Origin of the sequence: Agromyces humatus (assembly GCF_021228295.1) — a bacterium.
Taxonomy (GTDB): domain Bacteria; phylum Actinomycetota; class Actinomycetes; order Actinomycetales; family Microbacteriaceae; genus Agromyces; species Agromyces humatus.
Window position 1 is genome coordinate 511264 of sequence record NZ_JAJQPD010000001.1, and the last position, 25723, is coordinate 536986.

Consider the following 25723-nt stretch of genomic DNA (forward strand, 5'->3'; position numbering starts at 1 on the left):
GACTGGGCCGATTCACGTCGCTCTGGAGGTCACACGCCCGCGCGCAGCGCCGCGATCGGCTCGATGCGCGACGCCTTGCGCGCCGGGTACGCACCCGCGGCGAGCCCGACGACGGCACCGAGCAGCGCCGCGCCGAGCACCATCGGCAGGTCGATGATGGGCGTCCACTGCTGCACGAGCGCGACGGCGACGACGGCGAAGACGCCGACCGCCGCACCGATGAGCCCGCCGAGCAGTCCGATGACGACCGACTCGACCATGAACTGCGACGCGATGTCGCGTCGGGTCGCCCCGAGAGCTCGTCGAAGGCCGATCTCGCCGGTTCGCTCCGAGACCGAGAGGAGGGTGACGTTGGCGATGCCGAGCCCGCCGGCGAGCAGGGCGATGAGGCCCAGCACGAGGAACACGACGTTGATGTCGGCCTGCACGCTCTCCTGCAGCTCCGATCCGCTGCGCGGCGCCTGCACGTCGAAGTTCTCGGGGGTGTTGGGGTCGAGCGCGATGGGCGCCTGCTCGGCGACGAGTGCGCCGGCACCCGCAGCGATGCGCAACTGCAGCTCGGATGCGCTCTGCAGGCCGAAGTCGGCTCGGGCCGTGCCGATCGGCACGATCACGGAATCGAGCAGGTCGGGTCGGCGCTCCATGTCGTCGACGATGCCGATCACCGTGTAGGGGCGCTCGCCGACGAAGATCGACGGTTGGCTGTCGACGCGGTTGATGCCGAGCTTCTCGGCGGCGCGGGCGCCGATGACGGCGACCCGGTCGGCACGCGCGTCGTGACCGGCGTCGAAGTACCGGCCGGCTGTCGCTCGGCCGCGTACGGCCTCGAGCAGTCCTTCGGAGGTCGCGAGCAACGTGGGACTGAGCACCTCGGGCGCCGAGGGATCATTGATCGGCACCGCGGTGACGGCGGTCTCGCCGATCGGCACCTCGCCGATCAGTCCGGCCCGTTCGACGCCGTTGAGCCGTTCGACACGGTCGGGCGCATCCCACGGCAGCATCGAGGTGGCGACCTCGTCGCCGTTCGCGGAACGTGCCGAGCCGGGCTTGACGACGGCCTGCGTCGCGGCGACCGCGTCGAACTGGGCACTGATCTGCCCGGCCGCGGTCTGTGCGAAGCCGATCGTCACGACCAGCGAGGCGATGCCCAGCACGGTGCCGAGCGTCGTCATGACGAGCCGGCCGGTGTGGCCGCCGATGCCGTGGCTCACCTCGACGAGCAGGTCCTGCGAGGTGAACCGATCGACGCGCCGCGTGGCGTCGACGGTCGCCGCGGTCGCGGCTGCCGCGCCGGCACCGCTGCGCCGGCGGCGCAGGAGGGCGGGGAGCTTCACAGCTCGCTCACCCGCCCGTCGGCGATGCGGATGCTGCGATCGGCTCGACCGGCGACCTTCTCGTCGTGCGTGATGACGACGAGGCTCAGCCCGTCGGCGTTGAGCTCCTCGAAGAGGTCCATGACCTCGCCCGATGTGCGCTGGTCGAGATTGCCGGTGGGTTCGTCGGCGAGGATGAGCTGGGGCGAGGCCATCACGGCGCGCGCCACGGCCACGCGCTGCCGCTCGCCGCCCGACAGCGTCGTCGGCATGAATTGCATGCGATGCCCGAGCCCGACCCGCTCGAGTGCGGCCTTGGCGCGAGGCATCCGCTCGTGCCTCGGCACACCGCTGTAGAGCGTGGCGAGCAGTACGTTGTCGAGCACGGTGCGGCGCGGCAGCAGGTGGAACGCCTGGAAGACGAACCCGATCGTGCGCGCACGCAGGCCCGCGCGCTGCGCCTCGTCGAGCGCGCCGGTCAGCACGCCGCCGAGCCGGTACTCGCCGACCGTCGGCCGGTCGAGCAGGCCCAGCACGTTGAGCAGCGTGGACTTGCCCGACCCGCTCGGGCCGACGATCGAGAGGTAGTCGCCCCGCCGGATCGTGAGGTTCACGCTCTTCAGCGCGCGAACCTCGGGCGGACCCGGGAACGAACGGGTCACGTCGACGAGTTCGACGACGGGTGCAGCGGAGTTCATCGCCCCACCACGACCCGGTCTCCCTCGGCGATCTCGCCCGTGATCTCGACGAAGCCCTCGGCCGCCAGGCCGGTCTCGACCTCGACGAGCCTCGTCTCGCCGCCGTCGCCGTCGACGACCTCGACGCGGGACTCGCCGCCGGGCCCGGCGGTGAGCGCCGCGAGCGGCACCGCGAGCACCTCGCCGTCGGTCGCGCCGATCGAGATCTTCACCTTGACGTTCTGGCCGCGAAGGGCCTGCACCTGGGCGTCGGTCGGCGAGACGGGCGAAAGCACGACGTCGTGGCGCGGCCCCGTCTCGGCGGACTCGCCGCCCTCGGCCTTGCGCGGCTCGACCGAACCGATCGTCGCCGACAACTCGGAGCCGTCGGGCAGTTCGAGCATGGCCACGTCGCCGGCCTTCAACAGCGTCGCATCGCTCTCGGCAGCCGAGGCCTTGATCGTGAGCGTCGCACCCGAGACGAGCATCACCGCCGAATTCACGACCGTGCCGCGCTCGACCATCACCTCGTCGACGCGACGCGGCAGGTCTTCCAGGTAGAGCACCTCGCTCACGGGCAGGAATGCGAGGGTGCCGGTCTCGGCTTCCTCGAGCAGTTCGTAGGCCTCGCTCAGCTGCTGGCGCGCGACGTCGAGCGCCGACTGCTCGGCACTCGTGTCGGGGCTGGCGAGCGCCGCGTCGCGCTCGACCTTCGCGAGCCGCAGCGCGTCTTCGGCGGCCGCGACGGCGGCCGTGTCGCCCCCGGCCTTCGCCGCCGCGAGCTCGCGCTCGGCCGCACGCACGGCGTTGTCGAGCTGCACGCGCTCGACGGCCGACGGCCCGGCGCCGGCAGCCTGCAGCGCGCGCTCTGCGCCGGCGACACCGTCTTCGGCGGCCGTCACACCGCTGCGCGCTGAGCGCATCGCATCGGCGGTGCCGTCGGGCGACTCGGGCAGCGGGTAGCCGACCTTGTCGTACAGCGCAGCGACGGCGTCGGCGGTCGCCGCGTCGAACACGTCGGAGCCGACGTCGCCCGGGTCGATGCCGACTGCCGAGAGCGACTGCTTGAGCTGGCGTACGTCGGGCCCCTCGAGCCCGGCTCGCAGCGTGCGATAGGCGGGCAGCTCTCCGGGGAGGACGATCACCGGGCGGCCCGTGACCTCGAGGGCGACCGCGGCACCGCCGAGCGTCGTGCCGACCTCGGGTACCCGACCCGTCACCACCGCCGGACCCCCGAGGTCGCCCGTCTCGAGCTTGACCTCGACCGAGTCGGCGAACGCCGCGTCGCCGCGGATCGTCACGTCGTTCGAGAGCGCGCGGAGCTCGACCGGCACCGTGATCGGCCCCGCGTCGGGCGCCGAGGCTTCTGCCGCCGCCTGCCCCGGCGAGACGATGACGAAGCTGAGGCCGACGCCGGCCACGAGCGACGCGATCGCGACCGCGGCGAGCACCCAGAGCACGCGGTTGCCGTGCAGCACCCTGCGCCACCCGTGCACGGCCGGGTCGGCCCTGGGCGGCGCCTCCACCGCCGTCGGGTCGACCACGCTCACTCGCCCTTGTCGTAGGCCGCGAGCAGCGCGTCGAGCTCGGACTTGTGATCGACGATGAACTGATCTTCGAGGTCGAACTGGGCGGTGAACTCCACGTTGTCGTAGTCGAGTTCCTTCGCGCAGCGGAAGTCGGCGAGCGCGATGTCGATCTCTTGCTGCTTGAGCGCCTTCAGCTCGTCAGCGCTCGGCTCGGTGGGGTTCTCACCCTCCCAGAACGCATTCAGCTGCTCGATGATCGAGTTCTGCGCCTCGGCGCGCTCGGCGAAGTCGGGGTACTCGGCGTCGGCCATGCAGGCCGACCACTTCTCGTTCAGTTCGGCGACCTCGGGCTGCTTCGGGAGCTCCTCCCACAGTGAGGTCATCGCCGCGACGAGGTCGGCGAACTCGTCGTCCTCCCAGTAGTTCGTGTCGCCCTGCACCTCGTGCTGGGCGGCTCCCTGACACCCTGCCTCTTCCCAGTTGTACTCGTACGAGCCGTCTTCGTTCAGCTCTTCTTCACTGGGGCCCGGGCCGTAGAGCGTGGCGTAGTACGCCTCTTGCTCGCTCGGGGAGAGTGACTCGAGGTAGGGCTGGTTCGGGTCGACGAACTCCTCGGCATCCTCCTGCTGGGCCTCCATCTCTTCCGGCGTCTGCACCATGCCCCAGCCGTTGGACGCGACCCACTCCTCGGTCTGGCGCTCCTCCCAGTCGTCCTCGAACGACATGTTCTGCGACTGGTCGACCGGCGTGTAGTCGAAGCCCTCGTCGGCCATGCAGGCCGCGACGATCTCTTCGACCTCCTTCGATTCGGCGACCGCGCGCTCTTCGTCCCACGTGCCGTTGACGGGCTCGAGGTACTTCGTGAGCGGGCTGTCTTCATAGGTGAGGCCGCCGTCGCTTGCACCGCCGGGGCCGCCGGAGCAGCCGGTGAGCAGTAGTGTCGCCGCCGCGACGGCGGCGGCGAGGGTCGAAGCGGTTCGGCGAGCGGTCACGATCTCTCCTTCGGGTCGGAGCGCGCGAGAACTCGCGCGAACGCAGGGATGGCGGCGCGCGGGAAGGGCGGGCACCTCGGCCGAGCCTATCGATCGGCCGAGGCCGGGCGCATCAGTCGTGGGGATGATTCGGAAACAATCAGGGATGTCCCTGACTGTGGCTGCTCATTCGCCGGGGTAGCGCAGGCCGATCTGTGAGCGGATCTCATCGAGCGTGCCCATGATCGCGACGCTCTCGGCGGTCGACAGGGCGTCGCCGCCGTCGAGCCGGCCCTCGGCGACGAGCCGTTCGAGGGCGGCCGCCTGGTAGTGCATGCCGCGCCCGTTCACGTCGGACGTGTACTCCTCGAGCACGACGCCATCGTTCGAGACGAGACGGAACGACGTCGCCGTGTACCAGACCGCATCGATCTCGATGCGGGCCTCGCTGCCGAGCACGGCGGCGGTGTTGGGGCCCTTCGTGTCGCTCGCCGAGATCGCCGAGGCCATGCGGTTGCCCTCGTACCCGAAGATCGTGGCGACCTGCGCATCGGCACCGGTGGCCTTGAACGTGGCCGAGGCCTGCACCGTCTTCGGCGCGCCGAACACGTCCCATGCGAACGACACCGGGTAGATGCCCAGGTCGAGCAGCGCGCCGCCGCCGAGCTCGAGCGCGTTGATGCGGTGGGCAGGGTCGTCGGACAGCTTCTGCGTGTGGTCGGCGATGACCGTGCGCACCTCGCCGAGCGCGCCCGAGTCGATGAGTTCGTGGATGCGCGCCATGTGCGGCAGGTACCTCGTCCACATGGCCTCGAGCGCCAGCAGCCCGCGTGCGGCGGCGAGGTCGGCGACCTGCCTCGCCTGTGCCTGGTTCAGCGCGATCGGCTTCTCGATGAGCACGTGCTTGCCCGCCTCGAGCGCGAGGGTCGCGTGGGCGGCATGGTGCGGATGCGGCGACGCGATGTAGATCACGTCGATGTCGGGGTTCGCGACGAGTGCTTCGTAGCTGCCGTAGGCATGCGGGATCTCGAACTCGGCGGCGAACGCATCGGCGTTCGCCTGCGATCGCGAGCCGGCGGCCCGTACGTCGAAGCCGTTGCGCTTCAGGTCGGCGGTGAAGAGGCGGGCGATGCCGCCGGTCGCCAGGATGCCCCAGCGCAGAGATTCGCTCATGCCGCACAGCCTATTGGCTGCCGGGTGTCCCCCGTTCGGGGATGCTGTGGATCACTCACGTTCGGGTCTAGCGTGGGCCCATGACGACTGCATTCAGCAAGGGTCGCGCCATCGTCGTTGCGGCCATCATCGCATTGTTCGCAGTCCCCATCGGGGTTGCGGTCCCAGCGGTGGCCGCGCCCCCGCCCGCCGTCGCGGTCGCGAAATACGTCGCGCTCGGCGACTCGTATGCCGCAGGCCAGGGCACCGGCGTCTATGTCAACGCGTGTCTGCAGAGCCCGCTCGGGTACCCGGCGCTGCTCGACGCCGTCCCCCGTGTCAACCTGCTGCGCAACGCGTCGTGCACCGGAGCCGACTTCGAGGATCTCGACGCACAGCTCGCGCAGATCAACCGCGGCACGACGCTCGTCACGCTGACGATGGGTGCGAACGGGGTGAACCTTCCGGGACTGCTCGCGGCGTGCGTCCCCGATCCGACCGCCACGCCGTGCCTCGCTGCGCTCGCCGCGGCCAACACGTACCTCTCGACCGAGCTCGGCCCCGAGACGGGCGCAGCGATCGCCGCGATCAGCAGCCGGTCGCCGAACGCCCGCATCGTCGTCACCGGGTACCCGCTCCCGCTGGCCCCGGGCGTCGCCGATGGGGTGAACCTCGGCGCTGCGACGCTGAACGCGGTCCTCAACGGCACGGTCGCGGCGGCGCAGGCGCAGGGTGCGAACGTGGTGTTCGCCGACGTCACCCTGGCGTTCCTCGGCCACGGCGCCTTCGGCCCCGACCCGTGGCTCGGGCAGGACCCGGGCAACGTCGAGACATTCCTGCACCCGAACGCCGCCGGCTACCAGGCCTACGCAGCGGTGATCGAGGCGGTGCGATGACGCCCGTCCCCTGACTTACGCGCTTCTTCCTCGCGTGAGATGCGAACGGCCCGGTGATCCCGGGCCGTTCGTTACGTACGGGACGCTTGCCGTTCTGCAACGGCGATGGCTCCCTTGGGTGCACAGGACATCCGGCGATTGACAGGACACCCGTGTGCGTGCGCGTCCTGTCAATCGCCGGTTGTCCTGCAAAGCCGGATCGGGGTGGTACCCCCGGGGATGACGAAAGCCCGGCCTTCGAAGAGGCCGGGCTTGGTGCGAGCCGCCTGTGGGAATCGAACCCACGACCTTCTCTCGTGGAGTCGAATCTCGGCCGTCGTAGCGGCTGACGTCATGATCGAGACGTATGCCTCGAAGAATCTGGATCTGATCTGGGACTTCTCGCCGAGCGTGCTCGCGCTTCTGATGCCGAGCGTACCGGATGTCTCGGAGTGGATCGAGCCGATTCGTGTGGTCTGGAGTGAATAAACGCCGAATAAACGGCGGATGGGATTCGGGGGCCGCTCGCCGGTTCCGTGGGACCCCCGCACGCTGGTTCACACTCCAGAAATTTACGGATCCACGGCTCACACCACGTCGATCAATCCCGGGCCCTGACCTCACCTTCGAACCACGACAAGAACCTGCGGAGTTCATCCGCAGCGAGGTCACTCCTACCACCCAGCCCCGCCCGGACATCCGCGGCCGCTCGCAAGGCCGCGTCTCGCCTGCCAGCGAGGAACAGAGCAACGGGCCATCGGTAGGCCGCCTGCTGATCCTTCACGGCAGCTCCTCCCAACGCCCGGCCAAGAGCGTCGAGATCGCTCAGCACAGAAATGAACTCCATCCCGACGGTCTGCATCGCCTCCATGAGATCAGCTACGACCGTGTGGTCGGCCGCGCCTCCATGGAGGATCCAATCTCGACGCAGTTCGCTCGGAACGAGATAGCGCAAGGGCTCCGCGAACGTAGGCGGAACGTAGCCGTGCGGCTTCTCACCGCGCCCCCGCGCCACCCACTCCTCGATTGCCTGATCCCGAACGCCCACAACCGGATTCACCAGCAGGACGCCAGCATCCCCGGCACGGGACGCCGTGTTGAGCCCGAGCCACCCGATCTCCGGGCCGTCGCCAAGCGTGAATACCAATCCCGCTCGCTTGCGGAGTCCCATCTCCGCCGCGGCGGAGATGAGCAACGTGATTCCAGTGTGCGCAGCCATCTACGGAATATGCACCGTCCAGACCGGCATCGGTCCATAAGTCATCCCGGGAGTGAAACCAGCAGCGGCAGCATTCCCTCCCCGAGGTTTGAAACCCTGCGACTGAATCGAGGGAAACGCCTGAGATTGATTCTTGGTCAACCGCGCTGACGGTCCGGATTTCACTTCGACGAAACATCGATTTCCGCAAACGTCTTCGACGAACAAGTCCGGCCGCGTACGGACACCGTTCGCCTCAACCGTGATCTCGCGCCCAAGAACCTTGCCCCCGGCCGCCTCAATGTCTGCCGCTACCTGATTCACGCCAGCCTGCCCCTTCAGGACAGGCCCGGCGCCACCACAGTTGTGGACGAGGACGGCGTCCCCGGCGGCCGCGACGAAGTACGTGTGGGTGTCGGCGACGGTGAGGTTGTGCACCGCCTGTTCACGGTGGTCATGCGCGACCGCGGTGACCTGCACCAGCGTGCCAGCCGACGTCGACAGCCAGTCCCCGGGGAGCAGGTCGCCCGCGTCGACCCAACGACCGATCGCTGGCACCCAGAACGGGTGCCCATCGGTCGCGACCACCGTGCCCGCGCCATCCCCGCCCTGCGCGGCGATGCTGATCGTGGTGAGGTCCTTCTCCCCGGCACCGGTGATCAACGCGGTCACCGGCTTCGACGCCGTCTGCCCGGTCTCGGGGTCGGTCGCGAGGACCTCATCACCGAGCTCGACATCCTCGATCGGAACCGTGGACCCGTCCGCCAGAAGCACCGCGGTACCGGGCACGAAACTGTTCACCGCACACGACACCGCGTTCGCCCCGGCACGCACCGCCGGACTCGCCGTCGACGCCGCAACCTTCGCCGCCACCTGCGCAACCGCCCCACCAGCGGCGCCACCGGCCGCGCCGAACACGGCGCCCATCCCGGTATCCACAGCCAGGGCACCCCAACTGAACTGCTGCGTGCGGGTGACCTGCGTCCCCTGCTCGATCGATGGCGAAGCGGATGCACCAACACCGGTACCCGGCGACAACACCGACCCGACCACCACGACAAGACCGAGCAGCACCCCGACGACGCGTCTCACGCCGGCACCGCCCCGCCCAGCAGGTCGTCGCCCGCAAGCCACAGCCCCGATGACATCAGGAGCATCAGTAGTTCGTCTCTCAGTTGCGTCCGAATCACGGTGAACATGCTCGAGTCCCGCATGCGAAAACTCATGCTGAGTCTCCGGGGGCTGCCATGCGTCCTACCAGAACAATCCCCTGGATCCTGAACACCCACGGGTCGAGATCGGAATCAGCGCGCACCACGATTGAAATTCCGGAATCGAAGTGGAAAACCGGATCTACTAGGAGCTCGCCCTCAGCGGTAACGGACTGCAACGAGGTTCCGACCAACTTTTGCAGCACTTCATCAAATGGGTCTGTCTCCCAATCGAACACAACGTCGGGGCCAACAAGATCCCACGGGCACGCGATCGACAGGAACCAACCTTCGCCGCTCAGCGACACGACGGGGTCGTTCACATCGACCCGACCGATTCGCAGCGGGAGCGAGCGGGCTACGAGATCCTCAAGCGCATGCCTCACGGTCCGAGCTCCACATGTGTCCGGAGCCGGATGTATTCCAAACGGTCGGCACGTGACAGCCCTGATAGAGGCTGCACCGGTCGGCCTGTGAAGGCGCTTATCGGCCCGCCATTTGCATTTGTGATAGCCATCACGGCCATCGACCATGCCGAACGATCCGAATCGCTCCGCGTTGCCTCACCCGGACGATTCATTCGACCGTGGCTCGTCAAGAAACTGGCCGGTCGCGACACGACGGTTGCCCTCGAACAGTTCGACCACGGCAAGCTTCGCGAACGCCGGACCAGCCGCCTCGGGGAACATCACCCGGATCCTTACATCCATTTCCTCACCCAACGGGAGAAGCTCCAATCCGGCATCGCTCTCGACAACGCAAGATGTCTGGAACTCTCCGACCTCGATCTGTGATCGGACCCCCGACGCTGGTGCGATCTGTCGACCTCCTTCCTCAGGTGTGAGAAAGCGAATGCGGGCCCTACGCGACTCGGCGGGGACCTGCTCAGAAGGCATGGCCAACCCCCTTAAGCCCGGCATGGAATATGTCGCTTTGTATGCCTGGCTGGACCGTGTAGACGCCGTTTCTGAAGATCCATGGGTCGATACTGGTTGAGAAGTCTGCAACCCCTTCGACTGCGGACCTGTCAACGGTGGCTCGGAGGATGGCGACCTTCGAGGTATCGGTATTCGCGTAACTGATCGCCTCGTCGATGGTGAGGGCGAACTGACGCGCGTTCATACTCACCCCGCCGGGCTCAAAGCGACCGGTCGACATGACGCCGTCGTACTCCTTGACGCCGACGGCTCTGAACAAGTCGATCGTGTCGCCAGCACCGCCACAGTTATGCACGAGAACCGCGTCAGCACCCGCCGCGACGTAGTACGTGTGGGTGTCGGCGACGGTGAGGTTGTGCACCGCCTGTTCACGGTGGTCATGCGCGACCGCGGTGACCTGCACCAGCGTGCCAGCCGACGTCGACAGCCAGTCCCCGGGGAGCAGGTCGCCCGCGTCGACCCAACGACCGATCTCTGGCACCCAGAACGGGTGCCCATCGGTCGCGACCACCGTGCCCGCGCCATCCCCGCCCTGCGCGGCGATGCTGATCGTGGTGAGGTCCTTCTCCCCGGCACCGGTGATCAACGCGGTCACCGGCTTCGACGCCGTCTGCCCGGTCTCGGGGTCGGTCGCGAGGACCTCATCACCGAGCTCGACATTCTCGATCGGAACCGTGGACCCGTCCGCCAGAAGCACCGCGGTACCGGGCACGAAACTGTTCACCGCACACGACACCGCGTTCGCCCCGGCACGCACCGCCGGACTCGCCGTCGACGCCGCAACCTTCGCCGCCACCTGCGCAACCGCCCCACCAGCGGCGCCACCGGCGGCGCCGAGAACGAGCCCCATGCCGGTATCGAGGGCGAGTGTGCCCCAGTCGAATTGCTGGGTTCGGGTGACTTGTGTCTTCCACAGGTTGGTGATCGCGCCGCCCACGGCGCCACCAGCTGCACCACCGGCTATCAGGCAGCCGACGGATCCCGCACCTGCCGTCGCGGCCAGGCATGCACCGGTCACGAGCGTGCCGACGACGACGCCGCTGACCCCACCAATGATCTCGGCCTGGTTGTGGTCGACCCACCCCCATGGGTCGGACCAGAAGTCCGGGCTCGCGGGTGGGTCAACCGTCTTCGGGGGTGGCGCTGACACGATTGCGTCGGCGGAGGAACTGTTGTTCGTGCCGTACGTGACCTGCCCGGTCTGGGGGTTGTAGGTGCTGTTGTCGGTCGGGCCTACCGGGAGCAGCCCGGATGCGTCGGAGAACGTGAGCGGGTTGTTGCCCGAGTAGGCGTACGCGTTCCACTGTTGCGGGTCGGTGAGGTCGAGGACCGGGTCGACGCTGATGAATCGCCCGGTCGCTTCGTCGTAGTATCGCGCGCCGAGGAGGGTGAGCCCGGTGCTTTGGTCGCGGGTCTTGCCGAGGAACTGCGTGTCACCGGGCACGGTGGCCGCGTTGGATGCACCGCGGGTCGCGCCGAACGGGTCGGTGTACAGCCGGGTGACTGCGGTTTTGGCGGGATGGCCGCCGTTCGGGATTGCCGCCACGGGGGTGCCGTGGTGGTCGTTGACGAGGGAGGTGACTCCGTTGCCGAGTCCGCGGTCGGTGCGGACTGCGACCGTTTGTCCGGCGAAGGAGTAGTACCGGGTCGCCGTGACCTTGTTGGTGGTGGCCGCGATTTGGATCTCCTGGCCGCCTGCGTAGACGGTCGTCCCGTTCGCGTCGGTTCGCACGATCCGGTTCCCGGATGCGTCGTACACGTTCGACGTGTCGCCGACCGTGGTGAGCTCCCCCTCGGCGTCCCACAGGTATCCCGTGGTCACGTTGTTGAGCTTGCGGCTCGTGCGGTTGCCTGCCTCGTCGTACCCGTATGTTGTGGGGGTCGCGCTACCGGTGGTAGCAGTGGTGACCGCGTGCGGCCCGGCAGCGCCTTCACCATGCGTGTAGCTGGTCGTCGTTGCGGTGCCGGTCGCAGCAGTGTTGATCTGCGTGGTGCGGTTGCCGAGAACGTCGTGCGCGTACTTCGTCCAGTACGGTGCTGCGCCTCCCATCGCACCTGCCGACGGCGTTTGTTTGCAGTCACCGCTCGCAGGGGTCCAGGCGTTTTCCACGCGGATTAGCCCGTCGTAGTTGAAGCACTGGTTGTCCTGGAACTGGGCGGGCTTCAGGTTCGCGCTCGTCGGCGCGTCCTTGATGCTGGTGACGTTCCCGGCCGGGTCGTACGCGTAGTTCAGGTTCAGCTCGGTGCCGTTGATGAGTTGCCGGTCGAGGCTGATCCCGGACAGGCGCTTCGTGCCGTCTTGATAGAGGTACGCCACGACCGCGCCGTACGTGTTCCCCAGGTCGGCGAGGAGGGGCCGGCCGTCGGAGGCGAACTTCGAGGCGGCCACATAGGTGCCCCATCCGAAGCCACCACTCATCCATGACGGCATCGACGACGGCGCGTCGTAGATCGTCGTGACCTTCTCCTGCCCGAGCGCAGTGCTGCCATCGGCGCCTGTCACGGCCGGGTAGGTGATTGCCGAGGTCTGCCCGTCGGAGGTGTACTCGACTTTCGTGGTGAGGGTGCGGTTCTGGAGTTTCGTGAATGCGCCGGTGTTCGGCAGCACGATCGACATCTGGGTCGGCCGGTATGCGGCATCCCACACGTCGGTACGGGTGATGTAGGGCTGCCCGTCCTTGTATCGGGTGGACGAGGTCAGCATGCCGTTCAGCTTGGTGTCGTACTCCCAAGTCGCACGGATGGGCCCGGTTGCTGAGCCGTCACGCAGACTCGTCGTGCGGCCGAGCGCATCGTACGTATATGCGAGGATCTGCCCGTTCGCGTTCTCGCGGGTGAGGACTCGACCGAGCTGGTCATAGCTCGTGGTCGTCTCACCGGCGTCGGGGTCGGACGCGCTCGTCTGCCTTCCCGCATAGTCGTACCCATACGACCACTTGTTGGTGCGCGGGTCGGTCATCTGCTTGAGTTGCCCGGACGGGTAGTACTCGTACTTCGTCGTCGTGTGCGTCAGTTCATCGATCGGCTTCTGCGTGTCGGTTTCTGGGTCGCGGTGGTACTGGGTGAGCGACGTTGTGCGTCCACGGGCATCGACCGTCGTCGCGGTCGGGGTCGTACCTAGCGGCGGGATGTGCAGCGTCGTGGCCCCGTCGTAGACGGTCGTGGTGCGCCACTGCTCGTGTGTGCCGTTGGCGTCGGTGTGGATCCAGAAGACCTTCGCGGTCTGACGGCCGGCGGCGTCGTACTCGTAGGTCGTGTGACCTGACGTGTCCGATGGTGCGACCTCTGGTTTCGCGGACGGGTCACCCGTGACCGACCATGGTTCGGTCTGCTTGATCACCCGGCCGGCGGAGTCGTATTTCGTCTGCGTCACGAGTCGGCCCTGCCCCGCGGAACCGAGACCGGTGGCGCGGCCGGGCTCTTGAGTCTGGAACGGGCGGAGAAGCCCGTCATAGAGGACCGAGCTCGCGTGGTACCGGAGCCCGTCAGCGGACAAGGTCTTGGTGACGACCGCGTTCAGTCCGTTCGGTTCGACGGTGTACGCATAGGTGACGGACGGCTTGTCCTCAGTGTGCTGCGGGTAGATGACTGTCGTGAGCCGGCCGAGCGCATCGTATTTCGCACTCGTGACCCTGGTGTTGGCATCAGTCGACTTGAGCGGCACCCCAAGGAACGGGTCGAACTCGGTCGTCATGGTGTGGGTGAGCGGGTTCTTCGTCTCGGTTTTGATGTTGACGCCGCCGTCAGATTCGACGTATTTCGTGCTGGTCACTTGGCCGGCCGCGTCGGTGCTCTTCACGACTCGGCCGCGCGAGTCATACTCCGTCGTCGAGACGTCGACATAGCCGGTGCCGTCGGTCGGGTCGATCGTGTCCGTCTTCGTCGGTCGACCGAGCGCGTCGTACGTCAGTTTCGACGCGGCAACCATGTCAGCTGGCAGTACGGGCGTACTCGCGCACTTCGTCGAAACGGTCTTCGCCTCGTTCGGCAGAGCGACGAGATGTTTTTCTTCGAGGGCCGGGTTGGCCGCGTGCGCGTAGGTGGTCGTCGTGCACAGGTCATCATCAGCGGTCGCAGTGTCGCCCTGGTCGTCAACCTTGGTTGGCTGGCTGTACTCGTTGTAGCTCGTGCTCGTCCGGGTGTGGTGCTGCTTCGCCCCGGTCCCCGTGTAGGTGACGATGTCGACCGTCTGTGACGGAATCCGCGTCGAGGTGTACGACTCGGCGAGAGTACTCTCAGCGACCACGTCTGGGGTGCCGAAGGTGTTGACGGTCTCCGACAACTTCGGCGTGTCTGGCCCCGGGGCGCCGTTGTAGGTCGTGGTGGTGAAGACTTCACCGGCGAGCCGGTTCCAGTCCGTGACCGGCGTCGACGGGTCGATCGGGTTCGCTAGTTCAGCGCCGCTGCCACGGTAGTAGGTCGTGACGGTGCTGGACTTCGCCGACTCGATGCCCTTGGTCGTGGTGACCTGCGATGCACCCCGGAACTCCGAGTACATCTTGTCAGCGGCGTCAATCAGGGGGGTGTCCGGCTTGACCCACTTCCAATCCGCCTTCGCTTCCCCCTCCGCGTCCACCACTGTGTAGTCGTACGTCGTGGTGACCGTGCCGGAGCCGGTGACGAGCAGGTCGCTGGGCTTGTCCGCACCGCTGATGCCCTCGATAACGGAGCTGACGACGTACTTGTAGAACCAGTCCGTGCGGGGTGCGGGTTCGTTGGGATCCTGCCACTTCACCGGGAAGCAGAGGGAATGGTTGTCGGGCGAATCGGTCGGGCCTTTGGTGCAGCTGGTGGTGTAGTTCACGCTGATCACGCCACCGGACTCAGTGCCGATCGCGTTCACCCGTTGCCGCCAGAGCGCGGTCGCTCCGGTGTCGGGGGCTTCGACACGGTTCTTCGCCGGGTAGTAGTCGAAACGGACAGCGGGCAGGGTCACTTTTTCTCGTGTGCCGCCGTTGCCGCTGTGGGTCACCGCGTCGAGTCGGAGCATGATGCCGCCGGCGGTCGTCAACCCGGTACCGGTGCCGGGCGGGACGAAGCGCTGCGACAGCGTCCACGTGTCAACGGGCTGGTACGCGCTCCCGTCGTTGACCGAGGTGGTCACCGATGCGAGGCGTGTGCGGTTGAAGAAGGTCGGCGCGTTCGACTTGCACGTCGCGCCTGCCGTGCAGACCAGGTCGATCGGGGTGTCCGGCCATGCGTTCGCCTTGGTCGACGTCTCATCCTCTGCGCACCATGAATTCGGTGCCGCCAAGTCATGAATGCACCGGGGTGCGTGGTTGAACTCGACCTTGGCGGGCGCGTCGAGGACACCATCATCAGGGTGCATGCCGTACTCGACCCGCTTCAGGTAGCCGCCGGCGGTATAGGTGGCCGGGGCCGCCGTCTCGTAGTACGGCGTGTACCGATTCGACTCGGTCGTGTAGAAGTACGACGCCGTGTTTCCGGACGGGTCGATGACGCGATCGAGGTTCCACCGCCACACCTGCGGCCGATCCGAATCCACAAACTCTGTCTCGTAGCCGGGCTCTCCGTCATGGTTGCCATAGACCGGGACCGTCCAGGCCGACTTCGCGGCCGCGTCACTGCCGAAGAGGTACTGAGTACCGTCGGTCGTGGTGACCTTCCAGTACTCACCTTCGGCACCGCCGCTGGTGAGGTGTTCGACGCGAGTGCCGTCATCCTTTCGGGGGTGCCATGTCTCGTCGCCCTTGTCCTTGATGAGTTCGGAACCGGCACCGTTCAAGGAGAGCGTCGCGTTCTCCTTGCCCCAACAAAGGTCGGGTGACGAGGGCTTCTTGTTGTTCGCCCCAGCGCTCTCGTCGTCGGCGCAGGACTCGTAGCTGCGTTCGATGTAGCTCGCGCCGATGTCGAACCCCTCGCCGATGAGTCCGGACTGGTTGTTGGTCGAGGGAATCCGCCCATCCGACACGGCAGAGTTATACGACAACGACAATTCAGGTGCGGGGCCAGCAGGAACCTGGGGAGCCCGCATCGGGTACGCCCAGGTGAACGCGCCGGTCGCCCCGCTTGTCCCCCATGTCGAAGACAACGCCATCGAGGTGGCCGACCAGTTACCGAGCTTCCCGGCAACTCCGGCCCCGATCGCCACTCCGCCACTGGGAGCGCCACCGGACGACACCGTCGCGCCTAGCATCGCGGGGGCTGCACCGGTCTCACCCGCAGCGACCGGCACGTCCACGGTGATCGTCTGCTGCTCTTCGTTGACCGTGCTGGCCAACGGACTCGGCGCGCATTCGGTACCGGGTTCGGACTCTTCACCACAGTCGGGGACCCACGTGGTCTGCAGCCGGGTCGCCCAGTCACCGCCGGCGGCGCCAGCGAAGTCAGCGTATGAGACCGTCAACGCCACCGACTGATCACCAGTCGCGGGGGTCGGCGAGGCATCGGCCACCTCGATCAGCACGCCCGTAAGCCCCAGTTCCTCGGTCGCCGCCTGGTCCAGGACCGTCAGCCCGACCCGCTCAGGTGATACATCGTCGGCGACAGCGGCGACTGTGACATCCATGCCACCAAGATCAATCGGCGCGGGAGCGCCCGCCTCCTCGGTGTCGGCGACATCGACCTCGATCGTGGCTCCGGTCGGCAGATCGTCCGGCAGTGTGATCCGTTTGAGCGACTCTTCCTCGGGCGCGGAGTTCGTGAGCTCCGCAGAAGCTTCCGGAGTCTCGACCGGCAACGCCTCGGCCGCGACATCGAGATTCTCCTCACGCGTCTCCTCGATAACGTCTGGGGTGTCCGCCTGCGCGGATCCGAGCATCCCGAGGTTCGCTGCAAGGATCAACGCCAGCGCCGCCGCAATCGTGACCATCCCGCGCTCACGGATCGGCCCCCGTTCGCTTCGACGCAACCAACCGCTCCGACGCAACCCTGCATCATTCATGCGCCGCATCAGCCTTCCTTGATCGTGGGGTCGACTGCGTTGAAACCTGCAGGTCCAGTTCCAAAACTCTCGGCCTCCGCGCCCTGACACAGGCGGCGAAGCTTCGCAACGTCGACGATCTGGTCCGAGAAGATGCGCACGTTGTCGATCTCACCCGGCCACCAGTTCGCACCAGCCCCGGCCGACTGCGCCCGGCCAAGCATGAACCCGCCAGGTGCCTGCCACGCCGTCCCAGGACGCGCCACCGGGTCGCTGGCCACCGGCGCACCGACCGTCGGTTGATCTGGTTCGCCGACCGGGCACGCCCAGAGCCGAATCTTGTCCGTCGACACGTTGTGTTCGCCGACGAGGTGTACCCACTGATCCATGACCTGGGGAATCTGGTCGAAGAACACGTTCGCCGACGTCATCGTCGTGCCCGTGCTCGAGTCCGGCATGCCGAACGACCAGCACTCCCTGCCGCCGCCGCAGTCCTCGCGGTAGCCGAGGCGGAACCCGGACTGCGTGATGCCGTCCTGCGACAACGCGACATAGTCGCCGGCCCCGCGTTTCCCATCGTCCAGGCTGACGTGCGCGGTCACCGTGAACGACTCGTTCGTCTTCAAGACGGTGTCGCCGGCCGCAACATCGCTGGTGCCATTGAAGTGCAGCGCCCAGTCGTTGTCGCGCGACTTGAACAACTGGTGCGGCCCAGCCACCGGGTCCGCGCCGGTGATCTTGAGCGGGCCGACCGCCTTCGGACCAGTGTTTTGCGCGAGCTGACCGGTGTTCTCGTCGAGCTTCCAGATCACATCCTCCAATGGCGCCGCCACATCGAACGTGTACGTCGTCTTCGGCGACCTGTTCCCGGCCGCATCGACCGATTGCACCGTCAATACATGCTTGTTCGCGTCGGTCGGCGGAGGATAGACAACCGTTGCCTGACCGAGAGAGTTCGCCGCGGGAGAGTCCAAACTGTTCAATGGGTCATCGAACCCGTACTCGAAGTAGACCACGTCGGCCGAAGCCAAACGATCGAACGTGAACTTCCCACCAAGCCCGATCCCGCCCCGTTCGAAGTCCGTCTCGTACACCGCGGCGACCCCCGTCTTTACCGGAATCACCTTTGGCGCAACCGGCGGCGTGGCATCGATGCGGAACTCGCACGAGTCCCCCCAGCCAGACCAGAAGATGTCGTCCGTCGACGTGACCCGCCAGAAGTACGTCGTGTTCGCAACGAGCTCCTTGTCCGGCACAATCACGTCGGCGTACGTCCCGGACTTTACCCCGTCGAGGGTGCCGCTCTTCCACACCTCCGTCTCGGTCGTGCCCGATTTCGTGTAAATCTGGAAATACGGCCGCACGTTCCCGCCGTCGGGATCACTCACGATCGCCGACAGATGCGGCTCGAGTGAGTTGATGAGCGGACGCCCCGTCCCCGTCGTGCAGGTGTAATTCTCCTGATCGAGGAATCTCATGCTCTTCGGTTTGTTCGGCGGCTGGTTGTACTCCACGCTCAACTCGGCGTCGTGACCGAACCGCTTCCATGACGTCATCGTGCTGTCATCATGCGGTTTCAGCCCCATCGTGACCGTCGGCCAATCATTCTCCGCGAACCGTCGAAGCCCTTCCGTGGCGTCCCAGTTGCGATAACCGCGCGCACCACAATCGCTCCGGTGCGTCTCGGTCCGCTGGCTGACGTAGGCCGACCAATCACCGATCGTCGCCCACGTCGTGCTCGTCGTCACCGAATTCGTCAACACCAGGTTCGTCCGCGTCGCCGTGCACGACGCCGCGTGAATGCCGTTCACCCGGAACTCCGCCTTGATCACATTGACCCGGTCAAGATTGCGAACCACGTCCATGCCGTTGAACTCCCACGACAGCCGCTGCCGGAACACCGTGTTGCACGTGGCCACATCAGTGCAGTACCCGGTGCCCTCGCCACCGGACGTCGTCCACTTGTACAACGTGCCCGTGTAGCCGCCCGTTCTCACGGCGACCCACTCGGCTGGCCCGTGCTCGTCGAATCCCGGATCGATGTAGACCGGCCAGACCGTGTCCGGGCCTGACAACATCTCCTGGTCAGGAGTGATCACGATCTGCGTCCCATCCACGACCGTGCGCATCGGGACCAGCGCGTCACCTTCACGTGGCGCGTCGACGCGGTCGCCGATCGTCACCTCGGTCACGGAAGCCGGGAGCTCTTCATTCCCGCCCGCCGAGTCCCACATCACCGGTGGGGCGGCGACAAAGTGCACCTTGTCGTCGGCGTCGACGACGTTGACGAGGCCTTCCTGCTCAGCAACCAATCGAAGCCCATCAGACAGCGCCGTGGTGAACACCAGATCGCCCGGGGCCCCAGGGAACTCAGCAGGCCGAGCGCCATCCAGCAGTCCGCGGAAACGCGCCGCCGCGGCCGGATCCGCAAGCTCCACCACCGGCAGGAATCCCGTCCCGCCCGCGGAAACCGAAACCACCAACCGGACGCCTTCGGCAAGCTGATAGTACGCGTGGGAACCTTCGACACTCGGCACCGGCAACTCCGTCGGGAACCACACGTCAAGTCGCTTGTCACCATCGATGATCGAACCGAGAGGCCGGCCCTCACCCGCCGTACCACCGGCGTTCAACTCGATCGGATCAACCGGCGCAGCAACCTCGAGCACACCCTCACCCGGAGTACCCGTGATCGACGTATCAATCTCGGTCCACTCACCGGTGACATTGGTCCGCGAGGGCATCGCCGAAACGACAAGCCGCGTGTTCCCGTTCGGCAACGCCCACGACGTCTCCCACGGTGTACGCGCGCCCGTGACCTCGACCTCGACCCCGCAGGCGCGCGCCTTCGGACCTGCCTGATCGAACGACACATCCTCACGATCGGTGCAATCGAACTGCTCCGCAGCAGAGTTCTGCGACACGAGGGCAGGAACCACCAGGACCGCCGCGACCAACGCGACAACCGCCGTGGCCGCGACCAGAGCGACGACGCGCCACCGCGCCAAGAACCATGAACTCACCGTTGACCTCCGAACGCACACGACAGCGCCTCCACGACGCGCACAACCCACGCAGCGTCATGAACTCGGCACATAGGGATACCGCGGAAATGTTCGGGTCGATGACACGTGACCGCGAGGAGACTAACAGGCAATTGACAGGTAAGAAATCACCCTCGAACAGGGGTTAAAGGCCTCCACGGGAGCTCACTCGTCCTCCGATTTGGCCCGTGGCCAGCAAGTTCCAGCTCCAGCGCCGAGGCTCTCGCCGGCCCGTTACCCTCGTAAGGACTCATAACAAACAGATCACAGTTGCGAGAACGGGCCGCTCATGACTCCCCCACCGGCGCAGCAGTCTGCCGAACGGAAACCCGAGAGGCTCGCGCGAGCGGGACGGCACCACCTGCCCGCGCGGGGGCGTTATCTGCAACACCGTAGGTGCCTTACAACCCCATGGATACGAGGCGTCACGACGGCCGACCGCGATCCACCCGAGAACAGCGGATGTGAATGTTGGCGGTAAATCGGGACATCGATCTCGACACGCCCAATCTCAGTCGGCACCGAGCGAATGCCGTTGCCCGTTCTCGCTGCTCGATGATCCGTGCTTCACGTAGCCGAGGTGCTCGATCATCTCCGCCTCGAGCGCGGTCTTCGTCAGCCCACCGAGCACGTCTCCGGGGCCGACGAGGCTGACGCCCTAACCTTTAGCGCCTGCACGAGCAGCTGCTCGGCGATCTGTTGCTATCAATGATCTCTCTCATCACAGAATCGATCTGTCTCGACTGCCTGGGTCACTGCCATTCCCTTCGGTCAGGCGAGTCCCAGATCCACCGTTTTCCTGACCGTACCGCGCTCGCCAGGTGCGGCGTAACGGTCCGACAGCTGTCGACTCGCCACGAGTGCAGTGTGAGCGCGTGCGGCGTTCAGTTTCTGCGCGGTCGTCTCAGGTGCGGGTCCGAGCGCCGACGCGCCGACGACGCAGTACCGGTCGCGGTATGCCGCGACCGTGCGCCCATGACGACGCCACGCTACTGCGGTAGGAGCGTCCGGTCGCGGGGGCTGACCGAGGGTCCGCGTCCACGCCTCCCCCGCAACCAACGACTGGTCGAGGACGGCTCGGGCACGGGTCTCGATGAGCTCGGCGCGTTCGTGCAGGGCCCGCCGCATGCCGGCATCCATCGGACCGACTGCCTGTGGGATGAGTCCGGCGATCAGTCGAGGCCTCCGCCGTGCCCGGCCGGCCGCGGCTTGCGCGCCGGTACCCTGTGCGACGGCTGCTGCCATTCTCGCGCGGAGTACAGCCGCGACATCCGCCGCGTCCTCGAACCCACGCAAGCGAACTACGCTCGCGAGCAGTCGCTCGACCTCGAAGTGATGCGACTCGGCCCGCCGCAGCTCCGCGGCCAACGGCCCGAACGCATCCGATCCGATTGCCGCATCCGCCTGCGCCGGTGTGAGTCCAGACGCGCGTACGACCGCGACCCATCGGTCGTGCTGCGCGGCGGCCGCGATGGTCTCGTACTCGGCCGCGAGTTGCGCTATCGAGTCCCACGCGTCCTGTTCGGCCGTGAGCGTCTCGTGCGCGGAGAGCTCGGCGCCGACATGCTGCAGGACACCGAACAGGATGCTGCGCGCGGTCGCTTCGCCGGCGTCGCCGGGTCGCGGGCCGACGTGTGCGATGTCCGGGCGGTCGATGGCGACGTAGGCGGTGTTCGCTTCCCGGCCACGAGTCATCGCGACGTAGAAGTTCTCCCTGGTCATCCCGGCGGCGGCGACGACGTGCGCGGTGTCGGTCGTGATGCCCTGGGCGCGGTAGGAGGTGACGGCGTATCCGAGCTCGACGTGCTGCCGGACGTACGCGGCGGGAAGGACCACCGTGCTTCCCCATCGGTGCTCGGGCCGCCGGACTTCGATCGACCCGTTGCGATGTACTGCGAAGACCGTCCACCGGTCGCCGTTGCGCACCCACCGTCGCCCCGCGCGCAGCCGGCGGTCGTTGCGCCGGGTGATGATCGTGTCGCCGGCTGCGGCGCGGGTGCCGTCGTGCAGGTCGATCTCGCGGAGCGCGTCGATGTGGCCGTCGAGGATGAGTTCGGTGCGAGCACGCTGGTTCAGCGTGGCGACCGCGTCGTTCGAGTCGCTGATCAGCACGGTCGCCCGGCCGGCGCGGGCATCTGCCCGCCAGGCGAGGTACGCTGCATCCGCCATCGCATCGGTGTCGCCCTCGCGCACCCGGCCGTGCGCAAGGTACCGGTCCACCGACTCAGGATCGCCGGCACGCAGCCCGAGTGAGGCCGCCTTCTCCCACTCGTTCACGAACCGGTGCACATCGACGAGTTCCGGGGCATCCAGCCGGTCGTGGACAAGCAGGGCGAACGCGCCGCCCGCGTCGACCGACTGCAGCTGAGCCGGGTCACCGACGAGCAGCGCCTTCGCTCCCGCCTGTGCGGCGAGCGTGGCGACGCGGTCCAGCGGAAGGGTGCCGGCCAGAGATGCTTCGTCGATGATCACGAGCTGTCCGGGCCGGAACGTCTCACCGTGTGCCTGGTGGTCATGCCACCATTTCGCGAGGTTCTCGGTCGCAATCCCGAGATCCTCCGCGAGAACATGCGCGGCTGCGGCAGATGGTGCAAGGCCGATGACGGATGCTCCGCCATGAACCCGTTCCCAGGCGTGGCGGAGGGCGTTCATCGCGGTGGTCTTGCCCGCGCCGGCCGGGCCGACGAGGACGTCGACGATGCGGCCGGAGCCGGCGATCCGCTCGAGGGCGTCGAGTTGGTCGTCGGCGCGTACTCCCCCGCCGGGCAGACGTTTGCGGGCGACCTCGCGCAATGCGCTCGGCACCAGGCGCGGGCCCGTCGTGTCGGCGGCGTGGTCGAGCAGGCGGGTCTCGGCGTCGAGGAGGTCGGTCGAGGTGAAAACGGTCGAGTGCTTCGGGCGGAACACGGATGCCCCGTCCTCCCGCCAGAACGCTGCCGGGCTCAACGCAAGTTCCGGGGGTGTGAGTTGCAACGATGCGTGCTCGGCGGCATCGGTGATGAGCCCGACGATCGCTTCGCGATCGGATGCCGTGGCGAACCGGTAGCGCATGGTTTGGCGGGCCGCTTCGGCGGCGAGGTTCCAGTGCCGCCAGGTTGCGCGCTTCTCGCTCACCGCTGCAACGACGCTCGCACCGAGTGCAGCGATCTCGTCGAGGGGCACGTCATCCGCGCGCAGCGCTCGCTGTGCACGGTTCGCGGATGCGGTGGGGGCCCAGCTCGAGGCATCCACACCGAGCACCCGCGCCGCGCGGACGCGCCACTCCGCGGTGAGGTCCGCGAGGGAGCGCACTTCCTTCGCCGGTCGTGTGGCAAGCGTGGCCTGAGCACGGAGCTTCATGATCGTCGCCGGACTCGGACGGCGACCGTGCACCTGCACGAATGCGTCGATCAGACGGTCGGTCTCCGCGTCGATATAGCGTGACCGTGTCGAGAACTCCCGGACCAGCGGCTCCGGCACCGACGCGACTGCCCACGCCGGATGCCGGTCCCGGCCGCGCTCCCGCTGCTCCCACTGCACACCGAGCTCGCGGGTGAGGGCGTCGGCAAATAGGGCCTCGTGCAACTCGGAGAGCGCGACGACCGCGGCGTGCATCGGCCGGCCGTCGAGTGAGCGCCACTTGCCGTCGAGCACGGTCTGTACCTTGTTGCTGATCACGACGTGCGTGTGCAAGTGCGGATCGCCCGCCCGGCTATCGAAGTGATCGAACGCCGTGGCAATCACGCCGGTGACATCGACCTGCGCAACAGCGCCGTCGCGGGACGTTGCACCGGCGCGGGTCGCCGCAACCTCCCGCTCGAGGAACGCGAGCGCCTGCGCAACCGCAGCGTGGTGCGCGCGCACGATGCGTTCCTGCGTCGTTGCATCCGCAACGCCCCAGAGCACGCTCGCCGACTTCGGAATCGAGAACGTGAAGTCGTACCCGGCCACCGCGCGACGCCGACTGGCCCCGGGCTCGTACGTCGGGTACGCGCGTCCGAGCGGTTCCCCGGTGACCGGATCGCGACCCATCCCGAGGAGCAACTGCAGCTGCTCCTCGGTCACCTCGGCGCCGTCGAGAATACGGCCGGCGCCCAGGCCGGAGAGCCCGCAGCCCATCCAACGCCCCGGCGGCGTGCCCCTCGCGCCGTAGTAACGCGTCAACGGCGTCGACATCGACCGCTCCCCATCGCCGGCCGCGACCGTGCGGAGAAGGTACCGGAAGCCGTCGCCGGCACTCATGACCCGCATCGACACCGTCACCGCGCCACTCCCGTCGTCGCAGAGAAGGTGCGCACCTCGTTGTGCAAGAGGCGTGGCACTTCGGATAGCGAAGGAGATGACGGTGGAGGTTCGTCAGTTCGTGAAGCTCCACGAGTGGGTGGCAGGCTGCCAGGAACCCGCATGCTCGGTTGAGCCGAGCGCTGGTTCGGTGAAGGCCAGGCAGGCAGCGAGGAGGTCTTCGAACCGCTCGGGCGCGGTGTCTGTGAGACGTTGGTTGCGCCGCCAGATCGCCCACTTGGCCTGAGCGAGATCCGGCATCTGCGCGAGCAGCGGCTCGAGCGGCTCGAGCTCGACGCCACGGTAGTTCGCCACGACCTCGAGCGCCTGGCGCAAGTCGTGGAGCGCGAACTGGCGACTCCGGATGATCGCGACGATGTCGACGAAGTCACGCCATCGAGTGTTCTGGTCGCCTCGGTCGATGGCGGTGACGATCTTCTCGGCGAGCACCATGTGATCGGGGTACCCGCGGAGTCGCAGCATGCCGCCGAGCAGCTTCGGGAGTTCGGTCTGCGCAGGCTTTGGCCAGATCGGGTCGCCGAAGTTGACATCGACGTGGAGCGCGATGCGCGCCGACGCCAGCGATGCGACGACGCGCACTCGTACGCCGACATAGGCCGCGTCCTCCCGGATCTCCTCACCAGTCATCGACCCGACGTCGAAGGCGAGGCCATCGTCGAGACGCGCTTCGACGATCTCCCGCACGCGCTGCTCGACGTCTGCGACCTCGTTCGCGAAGCCCGACGCGGCGAGATCGATGTCACGTGTCGGGCGGCGCGCAGCGAACGCTGCCATGAGCACGTCACCCTTGAGCACGAAGTCCTCGGCGTAGGTCGACGCCGCGAGCCGGGCGAGAAATCCCTCGAGTGCGTAGAGCGTGAAGTATTCGACCGCCTCGCGGCCGTGGCGTCTGGCCAGGTTGCGCAGATCGGTGTAGGCGCGCCCCTCAGCGCTGTCACGGGAGGGTACCGGCGGGGTCACAGCAGCGCTTCCAGCGCGAGCCGAAGTCTCGGCCGCGCTTTCGGGAATGAGTCAGCCATCTTCAGCAACCGCGCCGGCGACGTGCCACGGCGTCGAAGCCAGCGTCGCAGAGCTTCGTGTGCCACATCGCTGCCTTCCTGGTGTACGAGCCGGAACGCGTCGATGATGGTGCGCTCCGGCGAGTAGATCGCCACCTGTAGTCCACTGCCTGCGTCGGCGTGCTCGCGGCCGAGCTCGAAGGTCGTGGCGTCGAAGCTGTGCCAAGCCACGTGCGTGAAGCCTGCCGGGTGACGAGTGCCCCGCGGCAGCGCGATGTCTGTGGCGAACGGGATAGCGTCGCTCAACTCATGGTGCACGAGCGCGCTCGTGAGACACAGCGTCGCTGTGGGCTGCACCGCGGACGCAGCCGCCAGCGTCGCATGCAGCGGGTCGATCTCGTCTGGGCGCACGAATGCACCGCGACCCACCCGCTCGATCTCACCCCGGTTGAGCAGATCGTAGACCTGGTCCTTGCGCAGGCCCGCCTCGCGCGCATCGCCGAGGGTGAACGCTGGTGCAAGTTCGATGACCATCAGATCTCCTCCTAACCGATCACACATGCAGGTTATCTGTATACATATGGCAAGGCAAGGGAGCACGTGCGCACCTATTGCACGTGGGGAGCATTCGAAAGCAAGACCGACGGCGTCGC

The 25723-nt window shown here is 67.1% G+C and carries 15 protein-coding genes; 2 read left to right on the top strand and 13 right to left on the bottom strand.

The annotated features are described in order from the left end of the window. Window positions 1-29: 29 nt before the first annotated feature. The 5 genes from LSF15_RS02330 to LSF15_RS02350 all read right to left on the bottom strand — a co-directional run bounded on the left by LSF15_RS02330 (window position 30) and on the right by LSF15_RS02350 (window position 5663). Window positions 30-1334, bottom strand: a complete 1305-nt coding sequence (locus LSF15_RS02330) for an ABC transporter permease (protein WP_372459880.1) — start codon at window positions 1332-1334, stop codon at window positions 30-32. After that, window positions 1331-2011, bottom strand: a complete 681-nt coding sequence (locus tag LSF15_RS02335) for an ABC transporter ATP-binding protein (RefSeq protein WP_232496904.1) — start codon at window positions 2009-2011, stop codon at window positions 1331-1333. The genes LSF15_RS02330 and LSF15_RS02335 overlap by 4 nt, the downstream gene beginning before the upstream one ends. Next, window positions 2008-3534: an RND family efflux transporter gene (locus LSF15_RS02340; protein ID WP_232496905.1), complete on the bottom strand. Its 1527-nt coding sequence runs from the start codon at window positions 3532-3534 to the stop codon at window positions 2008-2010. The genes LSF15_RS02335 and LSF15_RS02340 overlap by 4 nt, the downstream gene beginning before the upstream one ends. Window positions 3535-3536: 2 nt before the next feature. Next, window positions 3537-4511, bottom strand: a complete 975-nt coding sequence (locus tag LSF15_RS02345) for a hypothetical protein (protein WP_232496906.1) — start codon at window positions 4509-4511, stop codon at window positions 3537-3539. A 165-nt stretch (window positions 4512-4676) separates the two neighbouring features. Then, window positions 4677-5663, bottom strand: coding sequence for a Gfo/Idh/MocA family protein (locus LSF15_RS02350; protein ID WP_232496907.1), 987 nt, complete (start codon window positions 5661-5663; stop codon window positions 4677-4679). A gap of 80 nt (window positions 5664-5743) precedes the next feature. On the opposite strand from LSF15_RS02350, the gene LSF15_RS02355 reads away from it, so the two are divergent. After that, window positions 5744-6538 carry an SGNH/GDSL hydrolase family protein gene (locus LSF15_RS02355; RefSeq protein WP_232496908.1) on the top strand — a complete coding sequence of 265 codons (795 nt, stop codon included), beginning with the start codon at window positions 5744-5746 and terminating at the stop codon, window positions 6536-6538. A gap of 580 nt (window positions 6539-7118) precedes the next feature. Here the strand turns inward: LSF15_RS02355 and LSF15_RS02360 are convergent. From LSF15_RS02360 to LSF15_RS02370, 3 genes are all read right to left on the bottom strand, one after another. Beyond that, window positions 7119-7736 (bottom strand): hypothetical protein, encoded by a 618-nt coding sequence (locus LSF15_RS02360; protein WP_232496909.1) that lies wholly within the window; start codon window positions 7734-7736, stop codon window positions 7119-7121. Further along, window positions 7737-8807 carry a polymorphic toxin-type HINT domain-containing protein gene (locus LSF15_RS02365; protein ID WP_232496910.1) on the bottom strand — a complete coding sequence of 357 codons (1071 nt, stop codon included), beginning with the start codon at window positions 8805-8807 and terminating at the stop codon, window positions 7737-7739. A 130-nt stretch (window positions 8808-8937) separates the two neighbouring features. Continuing rightward, complete coding sequence (locus LSF15_RS02370; protein ID WP_232496911.1) at window positions 8938-9249, bottom strand: hypothetical protein; 312 nt, start codon at window positions 9247-9249, stop codon at window positions 8938-8940. 150 nt (window positions 9250-9399) lie between these two features. Between LSF15_RS02370 and LSF15_RS02375 the strand changes: the two genes are divergently transcribed. Continuing rightward, window positions 9400-9720 carry a hypothetical protein gene (locus tag LSF15_RS02375; RefSeq protein ID WP_232496912.1) on the top strand — a complete coding sequence of 107 codons (321 nt, stop codon included), beginning with the start codon at window positions 9400-9402 and terminating at the stop codon, window positions 9718-9720. Between the two features lie 91 nt (window positions 9721-9811). On the opposite strand, the gene LSF15_RS02380 is transcribed toward LSF15_RS02375, so the two are convergent. The 5 genes from LSF15_RS02380 to LSF15_RS02400 all read right to left on the bottom strand — a co-directional run bounded on the left by LSF15_RS02380 (window position 9812) and on the right by LSF15_RS02400 (window position 25670). Next, a complete protein-coding gene (locus tag LSF15_RS02380) occupies window positions 9812-16858 on the bottom strand; it encodes a polymorphic toxin-type HINT domain-containing protein (RefSeq protein WP_232496913.1) in 7047 nt (2348 codons plus the stop codon). Beyond that, a complete protein-coding gene (locus tag LSF15_RS18965) occupies window positions 16777-19770 on the bottom strand; it encodes a LamG-like jellyroll fold domain-containing protein (protein ID WP_232496914.1) in 2994 nt (997 codons plus the stop codon). The genes LSF15_RS02380 and LSF15_RS18965 overlap by 82 nt, the downstream gene beginning before the upstream one ends. 792 nt (window positions 19771-20562) lie before the next feature. Next, complete coding sequence (mobF, locus tag LSF15_RS02390) at window positions 20563-24021, bottom strand: MobF family relaxase (protein ID WP_232496975.1); 3459 nt, start codon at window positions 24019-24021, stop codon at window positions 20563-20565. 105 nt (window positions 24022-24126) lie between these two features. Continuing rightward, on the bottom strand, window positions 24127-25032 hold the full coding sequence (locus tag LSF15_RS02395; RefSeq protein ID WP_232496915.1) for a nucleotidyl transferase AbiEii/AbiGii toxin family protein: 906 nt from the start codon (window positions 25030-25032) through the stop codon (window positions 24127-24129). Then, window positions 25029-25670, bottom strand: a complete 642-nt coding sequence (locus LSF15_RS02400) for a type IV toxin-antitoxin system AbiEi family antitoxin domain-containing protein (protein WP_232496916.1) — start codon at window positions 25668-25670, stop codon at window positions 25029-25031. The genes LSF15_RS02395 and LSF15_RS02400 overlap by 4 nt, the downstream gene beginning before the upstream one ends. Window positions 25671-25723 lie beyond the last annotated feature (53 nt).

Coding starts and splice junctions, on each gene's coding strand:
- LSF15_RS02335 (WP_232496904.1), bottom strand. CDS start 2,011: ATGAACTCCGCTGCACCCGTCGTCGAACTCGTCGACGTGACCCGTTCG.
- LSF15_RS02350 (WP_232496907.1), bottom strand. CDS start 5,663: ATGAGCGAATCTCTGCGCTGGGGCATCCTGGCGACCGGCGGCATCGCC.
- LSF15_RS02355 (WP_232496908.1), top strand. CDS start 5,744: ATGACGACTGCATTCAGCAAGGGTCGCGCCATCGTCGTTGCGGCCATC.
- LSF15_RS02360 (WP_232496909.1), bottom strand. CDS start 7,736: ATGGCTGCGCACACTGGAATCACGTTGCTCATCTCCGCCGCGGCGGAG.
- mobF (WP_232496975.1), bottom strand. CDS start 24,021: ATGCGGGTCATGAGTGCCGGCGACGGCTTCCGGTACCTTCTCCGCACG.